Consider the following 10,619-nt stretch of genomic DNA (forward strand, 5'->3'; position numbering starts at 1 on the left):
CTGGGTAGCGGCGCTGCCGCTGCCTGTTGCTGAGAACTAAGAGGCGAATTATGGCAGAAGGCGATATAAAAAACGACGAATACTGGCGCGATAAGCTCAGTGCAAGCGAGTTTCGTATTTGTCGTGAAAAAGGCACTGAACCTGCGTTTACCGGTGAGTATTGGAACTGCCAGCGAGCGGGGCGCTACCGCTGCCGCTGCTGCGCTCAGATACTGTTTGACTCGCAGCACAAATACGATAGTGGCAGCGGTTGGCCGAGCTTTTATCAGCCAGTGAGTACTGACGCAATTGTGCAAACGCTCGATACTAGCCTGGGCATGCACAGAACCGAAATCTGTTGTTCGGCCTGCCGGGCCCACCTCGGCCACTTGTTTAGCGATGGCCCGGCACCCACTGGTATGCGTTATTGCGTGAATTCGGCGTCGCTGGTTTTACAGGGGAATGACGATGAGGAGCTTTAAAGCGATCTACGACACAGCCTGCTTGCACAAAGGTGGCCCCGAGCAAGTCGAAGTATTGCTGCCGAAGGCGCTTAGCGCCGCTGAACTTGCGGCCCGAGACGACGCGTATTATCTCAGCCACATGAGTTTGCGTATTTTTCGCGCGGGCCTGAAGCACTCACTGGTCGATGCGAAGTGGCCGCGCTTTGAGCGGGTTTTTCACGGTTTTGAGCCTATGGCCTGCGCCATGCTCAGCGATGAATTTATCGAGCAGTGCATGGGCGATAAAAGCCTAATTCGCCACTTGGGCAAAATCAAAAGCATTCGCGCCAACGCCCAGTTTATTGAAGCTGTGCGCACCGAGCACGGCAGTTTTGCCGCTTGGCTGGCGGCCTGGCCCCTGGAGGCAACCGACGAGCTCTGGGCCGAGTTGAAAAAGCGCGGCTCTCAGCTCGGTGGCGCCTCGGCGGGATACTTTTTGCGTATGGTTGGGCGCGATACCTATTTATTAACAAATGATGTCGCCGCCGTACTCGAGCTTGAAGGTGTGATTGATAAGCGCCCGGTAAGCAGCAAAAAAGAACTGGCCAGAGTCCAGCAGGCTTTTAATCAGTGGCGAGACGAAAGTGGCCGAAGCCTGTGTGAGATCAGCCGTGTGCTGGCGATGACCGTGCTTTAAGACGCTGGAAGAGCGCTCTTAGCGCCAGTGGCGCTGGGGGCTGTTGTCGCTCGTTTATTGTCAGTCGTAGATCTGCTTTTTTTTCCACTGGCTGTCGGCCGAGTCGTTCTCGAACTTGCTCCACTCGTCTTCGAGCTCGTTTTCCTCCTCGATATTGGCGACATGTTGGCCGGCGGCGATTTCTTCTTGCAGGGTTTGTTCAAGCTCGTCGAGGATCTTCGTGACCTGGGTGATGCGGGCTTGATAGTTGCCTATGTGGCCCTCGCGCTGCATCAGCTGGCGTGCCAAGTCAAAATAGTGCATGGCGAGCTTGGTTTTCTGGCTGCTTTGCGCGGTTTGCCCCTGCAGTACATAACCGTCCACCGTTGCCTGTAATACAAGCTGTTTAATTTGGCTGCGGTAGGCGTCTGCCTGGTTGCGGTTAAGTTGGGCGCGACCTTCTAAGTTAAAGACAAAGCGGTGCAGCTCTTCGAGACTCATTTTCACATCTTTGATTTGCTGGGCGGTGCTTAGCGTAACTTGCTGGGTGTCGGCGCGGCCTTGCTCTCGCTGGGCGTTGGCAAGCTGGCTGCTGGCGGTCTGCAGCTCTTGGGCGTGCACAGCTTCACCTGGCTCGAGTTTACTTAACTGTTCGGTAACGTCGATTAGGCTGCGCTGAATCAACATCAACAGTTCTTTGGGTAAAAAACCGTCCGGGCAACCGTTAAGCATGAACTTAAAGCCCCGGGCTTGGTTTTTGAGTTTGCTGAGCATACGTTTACGCTGTTCGCGTTTTTGAGCGATGGTTTGCGAGACAAAGGCGTAGCAGACCAGGGCGGCGAGCAGCACAACAATGCCCGATATCACGGTAACGGTAGACATAGTTGCAATAAGAAAAGCGCTTTACGGATAAAGTTAGTTGTAAATAGGCGCCGCCGCAACTTTGATCTTGTTGCAAAGCTGACTCAAGGGGGCTGATTTGTTTGCTTTTTGTTCGAACTGTCCGGGCTTTGTACATCTACAAAAAAAATTACATTTTTTTCATTTCGGGTGTTGACAGCTGAGGGGGGAGTCAATAATATGCGCGCCTCGTTGAGACGAGACGCAAGTTTCCAGATCAGCGAAGTCCTAAGTCCCCTTCGTCTAGAGGCCTAGGACACCGCCCTTTCACGGCGGTAACAGGGGTTCGAATCCCCTAGGGGACGCCATGCGGAAATAGCTCAGTTGGTAGAGCACAACCTTGCCAAGGTTGGGGTCGGGAGTTCGAGTCTCCTTTTCCGCTCCAAATTTTGAAAACCAGCCTTATAGGCTGGTTTTTTTTTGCCTGTTCGTTTTAAGCCTTTTACCGTTTGCTGGCGTATTGAGCGCAGGTTTGTCTGTGTTGGTCGTTGATAAAGCAGTGGAGCGCCTATGAGTTATGCCCTTGAGCTTGAAAACCTGAATAAAAGCTATAAAGCCGGAAGCCGGGCCCTCGACGATGTCAGCCTGAAAGTAGAGGCGGGGGATTTTTTTGCACTGCTGGGGCCAAATGGTGCAGGTAAAAGCACCTTGATCTCAATTCTCAGCTCGCTGGTGCAAAAAGACAGCGGCTGCGTGAAGATCTTTGGCCATGACATTGACAGCGATTTTGCCGCCGCCAAGCGCTGCCTGGGCATTGTGCCCCAGGAGTTCAACTTTAATACCTTTGAGAAAGTTCGCGACATTGTGATTAACCAGGCGGGCTTTTACGGCATTCGCGCCGCCCGGGCTGCCGAGCGCGCCGACTACTTGATTGAGCAGCTGGGTTTGTGGCCCAAGCGCAACGAGGTGAGTCGCTACTTAAGTGGCGGCATGAAAAGGCGCTTGATGATCGCCCGCGCTCTGGTGCACAAGCCCAAGCTATTGGTGCTCGATGAGCCGACAGCCGGTGTCGATATAGAACTAAGGCGTAGCCTCTGGCAGTTTGTTGAACAAATCAACGCCGAGGGTACGAGTATTATCTTAACAACTCACTACCTCGAAGAGGCCGAGGCGCTGTGCCGAAATGTGGCGATTATCGACGCCGGCCGAATTGTAAAGCAAAGTGATATGCGCTCTTTGCTTGCCGGTTTGCAGCGCGAGAGCTTTGTGCTTGACCTTAGCCGCGAGCCCGAGCTCGCCAGCTTGCCTTCGTATTGCGATGCCAAAATACTCGAGGGCGTACGCCTTGAGCTGAGTCTGGCCAAAGGGCAGGCGTTAAACGAGCTTGTGCTTGAGCTCGATCGTCAGGGGTGCAAGGTGCTGAGCATGCGCAATAAGTCGAATCGCCTTGAGGAGCTGTTTGTAAACCTAGTTGGCGCGGGGGTAGAACATGTTTAATGCAAATATGGTTGCCCTGCAGACCATTGTGCGCAAAGAGTGGCGGCGCTTTACCCGAATTTGGCTGCAGACCTTGTTGCCACCGGCGGTGACCATGGCGCTGTATTTCTTGATTTTTGGCGCCTTGATTGGCGCGCGTATCGGCGAAATCGCCGGTTTTAGTTACATGGCCTTTGTGATTCCTGGCTTGATTATGATGTCGGTTATCAACAACAGTTATAGTAATGTCGCCTCGTCATTTTTTAGCGCTAAGTACAATAAAAGTATTGAGGAGCTGTTAGTCAGCTCTACACCAAACTGGGTGATTGTTTTGGGCTGGGTACTCGGCGGCGCACTGCGCGGGCTCTGTGTCGCGGTAATTGTCAGTATGGTTGCGCTGTTTTTTGCGCAGCTGCCCTGGCATCAGCCGCTGTTAATGGTATTGGTGGTGATTTTGGCCGCAGTGCTGTTTGCGCTGGCCGGGCTGATTAATGCGATCTTTGCCAGTAGCTTTGACGATGTCTCTGTGGTGCCGACCTTTGTGCTGACTCCGCTGACTTATCTGGGCGGTGTTTTTTACAGTATCGATATGTTGCCCGGTTTTTGGCGAGATTTAAGCCTGTTTAACCCGGTGCTCTATCTTGTCAATGCTTTTCGTTACGCCATCTTGGGTGTCAGTGATGTCAACATCGTGCACGCTTTATTGGGCATGTTGCTGGCGATAGTTGTGCTGGCGGGCTTCGCCTTGTATATGATGGCCCACAGTAAGAGATTGAGGCATTAATCATGGTGAAAACAGATGAGCACAGCGCTGACTCGGTCGGCGCGGTGAAAGTCGAGCTCGGTGCGGATGCCGCGTACCCCGAGGCCTACGATAGCACTTTGCTGCAGGCGATTCCGCGCAGTCTGTCGAGGGCGGAGCTCTGTGCTTCGCAGTTCTTTGGTTTGGACTTGTGGAATGCCTACGAGTTGAGTTGGCTCAAGCCCTCGGGTCTGCCACAGGTTGCTATTGCCGAGTTTGCCTTTGATGCAAAAAATCCAAACATCGTTGAGTCGAAGTCATTTAAGTATTATTTAAATAGCTTGAATCAGGCCGTATTTGCCAGTGTTGATGAGCTGAAGGCGTGTCTGCAGAGAGACCTGTCGCGCTGTGTTGGCGGCCCGGTGCAGGTTAGCTTGTGGGCCTTGAATAATGCCGCTGGCGCACAGCTCGATACTCCGCCGGGGGAGTGCCTGGATGAGCTCGATATCGATATTGAATACTACGAGCCTCAAGCGCATATGTTGCAGCTTGATAGGCAGGCAGGGCAGTGGCGCGAGCGCTGTTTTTATTCCCACTTGCTAAAGAGCAACTGCCCGGTCACAGGGCAGCCCGACTGGGCAACGGTGTGGTTTCAATACAGTGGCCCGGCCTTTGATCGCGCCAGCCTGCTTCGTTATCTTGTCGCGTTTCGCCAGTATCAGGGTTTTCACGAGAGCTGTGTCGAACGCATCTTTACCGATATCAGTGCGCAGTTTGCGCCTGAGGCCCTGTGTGTTTACGCTCGCTACACGCGGCGCGGGGGGCTGGATATCAACCCGTTTAGAGTCAGTGAAAACTGGCGCTCTATGACACCGCCTTTTAGGCGGCTACTGCGCCAGTAGGTCCTGTATCGGGTTTAGCGAAGGGGGGCTAGCGCTTTTTGGCGGCGCTATAGCGGTGGCGGAGCTTGGCGGCAACGCCTTCGAGGTGCTCGATAATACGCTCGCGGTCATAGTTTTTAAGCTTTTCTAAGTCCAGGTGCATGGAAAAGCCGTTCATATGTTCTTCAAAGTAGCTTTGATTGCGTCCCATTTCCTTGCGGTGATCGACAACCTGGTAGACTTTGATGGGGTGGCTAAAGCCCTTAGCTTTGATCTCGCCGCGATCGCGGCACATGACCGTATCTTTAATAAGTGACCAGGTTTCGTGGGAGATCAAAATCTCGCTGGATTCTGCAGCCGACTCAAGCCGGCTGGCGAGGTTGACGTGAGTGCCGAGCGCGGTGTAATCCATATATTCTGAGGTGCCAAAGGTGCCGACCGTGCAGTAGCCACTGTTTACGCCCATGCGTATTTTCAGTGGTTTTTTGATGCCCTGGCTGAACCATTTCATCTCCAGCTCTTTCATCTTCTTGCGCATATCGATGGCCATGGATATGCAGCGAAGAGCGTCGGCCTTGATACCGTCGCTATTGGTGTCGCCAAACATAACCATCAAGCCATCGCCCATAAATTTGTCGATGGTGCCGCGGTGCTTGGCGGCGATTTTCACCATTTCTGTTAAATAGGTATTGAGAAGCTCAGTGAGTGTTTCCGCCTCAAGCTCTTCGGAAAGCGAAGAAAAGCCTTCAATATCGGAGAAAAATAAAGTTAGGCGTTTGCGCTCGGTTTTCAGGGCCGCATCGCGGCCTTGGTTGAGGGCGGTCCAAACTGTCGGGCTAACGTAGCGACTCAGTTTGTAGGTGCGCACTTTGTGCAGTACTAAATCGCTGTATAATTTTTGAACACTGTTGTTGAGTTTGTCGACATTGGCCTCTATGTGTGCGGCCCACATTGCCATCGAGCCGGCGACACCGATCAACAGGGGGGTGGCGATTGATGGCTCAAGTTCCAGTTGTAGATTGATATTGAAAATTAGGCCAAAAGCACCTGCGCCGAGTAAATACAATCCGCTGACAATAAGCCCGAGAGACTGGCCGCCGCAGAGCATGGCCTGGAAAGCCAGGACCAGCATAAATACGCTGCCAATGGTGTAGCTGGCAAAAAAATAACTGCTCAAGGCGCCGAAGAAAATCGCATCGAGCATCAGCATTTGCTTAAAATACAGCTGTTCGCGCTTTTTATCTGTCGACATGTGCAGCCAGAGGCTGCTCAACAAAAAGTAGAGCAAGCCGCCGACAAAAATGGCTGAATCCAGATAGCCTGACGGGTCTTCAACTAAGCGCACAAAGCACATTAGTACAATGCAGACGCTCAGCAGCGCTCTTACCGAGCTGCGGCGCAGGGATACTGACTCAGGTTTTTTGCTGTTTTTGTTTTCGGCCCTGGCCATTAACAGTTTCCTAAACGGGGTCCCCCCAAAAGAGCGGCTAGTGTGCCTGAAAGTGGAAGGAAATTCGACACTTTAAACCGCTTAAAAAATAATTATTGCTGCAATTTTAAGTCTAGAAACTTTTCTTCTAACTCGTTGTAGCGACTTTCCCACTCAGTGATTGCCTTGTGTAGTCGGGCGTTTTCTTCGGCGTCGACCGGGCTTGAACTTGCCGAGCCACTCTGTTTCAGGCGATTTTTGAGTTGGCGATTTTGATTTAGGCTCGCTTGTAATTTGATTTCCATCTCGTCGTGGCGCGAGCGCATTTCGATTAGTTCGGTTTTTATTGCCGGTAGCGAATTCACTTTTGATTTGAGCTGGTCGAGTTCGTGATGAGCCGTGCTGAGCTCGTCCTCGAGCAGTTGGATACATGTTTCACTTTCCTGTACAAAACGACTCTGTTTGGCCAGCTCATCCTGAAGTGTATTAATGATGCTGTGGCGCTCTTCGTCGGTAGCGGCGTTGCGCAACTGGGCTTGCAGATTTTCGATGATGCGGTGTTGATCGGCGGCAACGCTGCGCAGTTTCTCTATCTCTCGTCTTGCGGCGCCGTCATCGGCGCTAATTTCGTCGATGGATCTAGTGTCGACGCCGCGCTCTATCAATTGGGTAATGTTTGAGTAGCTCTGGTGGTAGTCGCCAAGTGCCGCTTCGAACTCTTCACCGGCGCCGAGCTGCTGCGCCATATTGCTCAAGTTGTTAAATTGATCCTGGGCTTTGTCTTTGGAGTTTTTCCACTGCTCCTCGAGATTAAAGTAAAGCTGCTTAAACTTCTCGAGGTTGCTGATGCGTTTGCGGGCATTTTCGAGCTGGGCATTGAGTTGCTCAAGCTCTTGCGGGTCTACATCTTTCTCGAGCAAAGGTTCGCCGTAGTCTTCGTAAAAACTAAATATTTGCTGATAGCGTTCGCGCAGGGCTGGCCAGCTGGTCGAGTCGCCACTGGTATCGAGCGCTTCTTTTTCGGCCAGAAGCACCGCGTTGCGAAGCGCCGCGGCGCGCCTGGGTAAGGGGCTGTCGAGTGAAAGATCAAGCGCGATATCTTGGCTGGGGTCGAGGCTGCGGTGGTGTTTGCGGGTGCTTTGCAGCTGTTGCTCTATATAGTCGTGGTAGTTCTTTTCTTTGCTGGGGCTTTTGGTGTTCTGGGTTTTGGCTACCTTTAGATCTTGCAGCAGATCTTGAGCCTTGCTGCGCAGTTGTTTGACAAGCTTGCGCAGCGAGCGATTTTGCATGATCAGAAGCCCGCAAAGCACAAGCAGCAGCAAAGCCAGCTCTGCGGAGACAAGCAAAATGAAGTTCGACGACGATAGCACAGCGCGCTTTGCCCTAGGTGTATGAAACTATCAGTTATAAAAGAAGCTATAAAGATTATGGTTCACAACTTGCTGGCTTGCGAATTTGGCCGGGCTTTTTGGTTGTGGACATTGCCTTTGGGCAAGGCTTTGTGTAGAGTGTGCCGCCTTTCGTGGCAAGGCTAAAAGCTGCCCCGAAAGTCACTGTGGTGAGGTGTCCGAGTGGTCGAAGGAGCACGCCTGGAAAGTGTGTAGGTCGCAAGGCCTCGAGGGTTCGAATCCCTCCCTCACCGCCATATTTAAGTATTTCTACCTTATAAATCAATGAGTTAGAAATCACTATTTCCCAGTTTTTCGCCATGGTACATACATGAGTACATACCATGGCGTCATATCTGACCAAAAACCGCAAAGGAACCTATGTGTTCCAAATGCGCGTTCCAAAACATATAGTCCATACTTACCCAGACCTTAAACCAACCATCTGGCATTCGTTGCGAACTAAAGACCGCAGTGAAGCAGAGAAACGCGCAAGGAGACTATGGGTAATGTTTGATCAGTTATCAGAGAGGTTCAACGATCCGAAGGTATTCGGCAAAGCCATGGAGCTTTTGAAGGGCTACGATGACGCCTGTAAAAAAGGCAATTACATGGAGTATATCGAAGACTTGGATGACACATTAGAAGATGGCGAGTATGCACTGTTTGAGCGAGTGCTGAGCTACCGTTCTGAGGCGAAAGAACAGTTTCAGACTGAGAGCGTCACGCAACAACAAATTGCTCAAATAATAGACGCCAAGTTGTCGGGAGCCAAAAACAGCGATCCAGATTTCAGCAAGGACAACCACCATCTATCTGAGATGGTCGAAAAGTACATGGTCAAGCAGGTGGATGATGGATTAGCCCCCGGCAGCCGAAAGCCATTCCTTTCAAAGCTTACCTTGTTTAATAGTGTCCTTGACGCCCTCAACGCAGGTAAGCCGGTACGCTTATCTGATTTAGATGAAGACATTCTGCGCAAGTATTCAGAAGTCATCGCCAAATTCCCCAAAGACTACAAAAACCAACCAGTTTTCAAGGGTAAGTCAATCTCAGACGTTGTTCACTATATCAGCGGCAAAAGCCGTGAAGACCTCGAAAACGAAGGCGTGGCAATACTTCAGGGGACGAAAGAAATTCTTCGCCTATCCCGCGCACTGCTGACATTCATCGAAAAGAAAAAGTATCCACTTCGTCCCGGTTTGAACTCGATTATTGAAGATAGCACCGGGAACAAAAAGAAATCCGGTAAAAACAAGAAGGTCAAGCTCAATGCTGCATACACACAGGATGAACTCAAAGCAATGTTTGAGAGCGACCGCTTCAGACATGCAAAATTCAAAAATGCCGTTGACTATTGGGCACCACTGATAGCCATTCATACCGGCGCTACACTTGCAGAAATCTGCCAACTTTATATTTCAGACATCAAGAACGAAGGCGGCATTGATGTCATCAGTATCAATGATGATGGCGACTTCAAACGCCTGAAAAATGACGATGGTCGCCCCCGGCAAGTTCCTATTCATCCAAACCTAATCAAGTTAGACTTTCTCAACTTTGTTGAATCACGAAGGGAAAAAGGCTTTGAGCGTCTATTCCCCGAAGCTGAGCGCAACGCAGAAGATAAGTATGATTCAACAGGTAAGCGATTTGCCACCTTTAGAAAGTCTTGTGGTGTCACTGGTGCCCCGCGTGAAAAGACTTTTCACAGCTTCCGCACAACGGTATCAGTTGAGCTTCTTAGGAACCGTGGAGCCGATGAAGGCTTGGTAAACGATATTATTGGTCATGCATCAGAATACCGAGAATCCGAAACCAAAAAGACTTATGGTTCAGGTCTTACAATGCCTCAAGTGACTCTTCCTTGGGTTAAGAAAATTAACTTTGGTATTGATTTTAAATACCCGAAAAAATGGCGTGACTGAACCTACAATAAGGGGCACTAAGTGTGCCCCACAATCCCGCCTCAGAAGATTTTTTGCAACTTTTCCCATCCTTCATCAAAGTCAGACTTCAGTTTACGCCGCTTGATTTGGCTCTGTAGTTCGGCAATTTGCATCCGGGTTTCGTTGGTTTCGAGCCAATGCTTTACAAAGCGTTCCGTTTTTTGCCCTGCTGTTTTGCATTGCTGCTCACGGGCTTCAAGCTTAGCCGGTTTATTGGTCTGCAAAAGACTTTGCAAAATAGTCCATTCATAAGAAGTAAACCGGTGCATTAACTTTTGCATGTCGATTTCCCAAGAATGTGCATTTATAAAAGACGCTGCCTGTTTTAGTTCGCCAAAGGTTTTAGTCATGAACCACGAATTGCTGTCAGGCTCAGCTTTACACGCGGCGACAACATCCGCATATAGTTGGTTGTCATTGTCGCGAAGATCAGAAAATATTTTAAGCATGGTTTAACACCCCTTTAATTTTAGTTTTTATTAGGAAATTAGAAAGCACCCGGCGTACACGCTGGTTACTATGTTTGACTTCAGATTGTATTGATTCAAGTTTATAGCTATCAGCGGTACGCAAAGCTTTCACGATTTGCCACAATAGCCCGTACTCATATGGACTATAGGAACCAAAGAGTTCACTCTTGTATTCCTCACCTTCGTTCTGAATATTCGGGTTATCAACGATAAATTCAGCCACTGTTTTCAACTCGTTGAACGTGTAATAGCAAAGGTTAAAATCTTCGGCTTTTGCACGTTGCTGCAAATGCTTCACAGCGGCTGAATATTGGGGTGAACCCTTCAAACAAGTAATAGCCTTAAT

At 50.4% G+C, this 10,619-nt stretch carries 11 protein-coding genes and 3 tRNA genes; 9 read left to right on the forward strand and 5 right to left on the reverse strand.

What is annotated here, in order from left to right; all coding sequences use genetic code 11:
- The first annotated feature begins 50 nt into the window (after positions 1-50).
- Positions 51-461 carry a peptide-methionine (R)-S-oxide reductase MsrB gene (gene msrB / locus CFK45_RS16790; protein WP_096087605.1) on the forward strand — a complete coding sequence of 137 codons (411 nt, stop codon included), beginning with the start codon at positions 51-53 and terminating at the stop codon, positions 459-461.
- The gene (locus CFK45_RS16795) at positions 448-1,119 is read left to right on the forward strand and encodes a DNA-3-methyladenine glycosylase I (RefSeq protein WP_096087606.1); all 672 of its coding nucleotides are present in this window, start codon (positions 448-450) and stop codon (positions 1,117-1,119) included. Before msrB ends, CFK45_RS16795 begins: the two co-directional genes overlap by 14 nt.
- Positions 1,120-1,179: 60 nt before the next feature.
- On the opposite strand, the gene CFK45_RS16800 is transcribed toward CFK45_RS16795, so the two are convergent.
- A complete protein-coding gene (locus CFK45_RS16800; RefSeq protein ID WP_096087607.1) occupies positions 1,180-1,980 on the reverse strand; it encodes a hypothetical protein in 801 nt (266 codons plus the stop codon).
- Positions 1,981-2,230: 250 nt separating this feature from the next.
- On the opposite strand from CFK45_RS16800, the gene CFK45_RS16805 reads away from it, so the two are divergent.
- The 5 genes from CFK45_RS16805 to queF all read left to right on the forward strand — a co-directional run bounded on the left by CFK45_RS16805 (position 2,231) and on the right by queF (position 5,058).
- Positions 2,231-2,306: transfer RNA gene (locus tag CFK45_RS16805), tRNA-Glu, on the forward strand.
- A gap of 1 nt (position 2,307) precedes the next feature.
- Positions 2,308-2,383: transfer RNA gene (locus CFK45_RS16810), tRNA-Gly, on the forward strand.
- A gap of 125 nt (positions 2,384-2,508) precedes the next feature.
- The gene (locus CFK45_RS16815) at positions 2,509-3,435 is read left to right on the forward strand and encodes an ABC transporter ATP-binding protein (RefSeq protein WP_096087608.1); all 927 of its coding nucleotides are present in this window, start codon (positions 2,509-2,511) and stop codon (positions 3,433-3,435) included.
- A complete protein-coding gene (locus CFK45_RS16820; RefSeq protein ID WP_096087609.1) occupies positions 3,428-4,198 on the forward strand; it encodes an ABC transporter permease in 771 nt (256 codons plus the stop codon). The genes CFK45_RS16815 and CFK45_RS16820 overlap by 8 nt, the downstream gene beginning before the upstream one ends.
- A gap of 2 nt (positions 4,199-4,200) precedes the next feature.
- Positions 4,201-5,058, forward strand: coding sequence for an NADPH-dependent 7-cyano-7-deazaguanine reductase QueF (gene queF, locus CFK45_RS16825; RefSeq protein WP_096087610.1), 858 nt, complete (start codon positions 4,201-4,203; stop codon positions 5,056-5,058).
- 28 nt (positions 5,059-5,086) lie between these two features.
- Here the strand turns inward: queF and CFK45_RS16830 are convergent, their stop codons facing one another.
- Positions 5,087-6,487 carry an adenylate/guanylate cyclase domain-containing protein gene (locus CFK45_RS16830; protein WP_204378497.1) on the reverse strand — a complete coding sequence of 467 codons (1,401 nt, stop codon included), beginning with the start codon at positions 6,485-6,487 and terminating at the stop codon, positions 5,087-5,089.
- Positions 6,488-6,579: 92 nt separating this feature from the next.
- A complete protein-coding gene (locus tag CFK45_RS16835; RefSeq protein WP_096087611.1) occupies positions 6,580-7,755 on the reverse strand; it encodes a GumC domain-containing protein in 1,176 nt (391 codons plus the stop codon).
- Positions 7,756-8,023: 268 nt separating this feature from the next.
- Between CFK45_RS16835 and CFK45_RS16840 the strand changes: the two genes are divergently transcribed.
- Together CFK45_RS16840 and CFK45_RS16845 are read left to right on the forward strand one after the other, a co-directional pair.
- A tRNA-Ser gene (locus CFK45_RS16840) sits at positions 8,024-8,111 on the forward strand.
- 87 nt (positions 8,112-8,198) lie between these two features.
- Positions 8,199-9,782, forward strand: a complete 1,584-nt coding sequence (locus tag CFK45_RS16845) for a DUF6538 domain-containing protein (RefSeq protein ID WP_096087612.1) — start codon at positions 8,199-8,201, stop codon at positions 9,780-9,782.
- A gap of 41 nt (positions 9,783-9,823) precedes the next feature.
- Here CFK45_RS16845 and CFK45_RS16850 read toward each other — a convergent pair whose 3' ends face one another.
- Together CFK45_RS16850 and CFK45_RS18520 are read right to left on the reverse strand one after the other, a co-directional pair.
- The gene (locus tag CFK45_RS16850) at positions 9,824-10,252 is read right to left on the reverse strand and encodes a hypothetical protein (RefSeq protein WP_096087613.1); all 429 of its coding nucleotides are present in this window, start codon (positions 10,250-10,252) and stop codon (positions 9,824-9,826) included.
- On the reverse strand, positions 10,245-10,619 hold a 375-nt coding region (locus tag CFK45_RS18520; RefSeq protein WP_158224742.1), incomplete at its 5' end, for a hypothetical protein. The genes CFK45_RS16850 and CFK45_RS18520, both read right to left, overlap by 8 nt.

The organism is Agaribacterium haliotis, assembly GCF_002312815.1.
Taxonomy (GTDB): domain Bacteria; phylum Pseudomonadota; class Gammaproteobacteria; order Pseudomonadales; family Cellvibrionaceae; genus Agaribacterium; species Agaribacterium haliotis.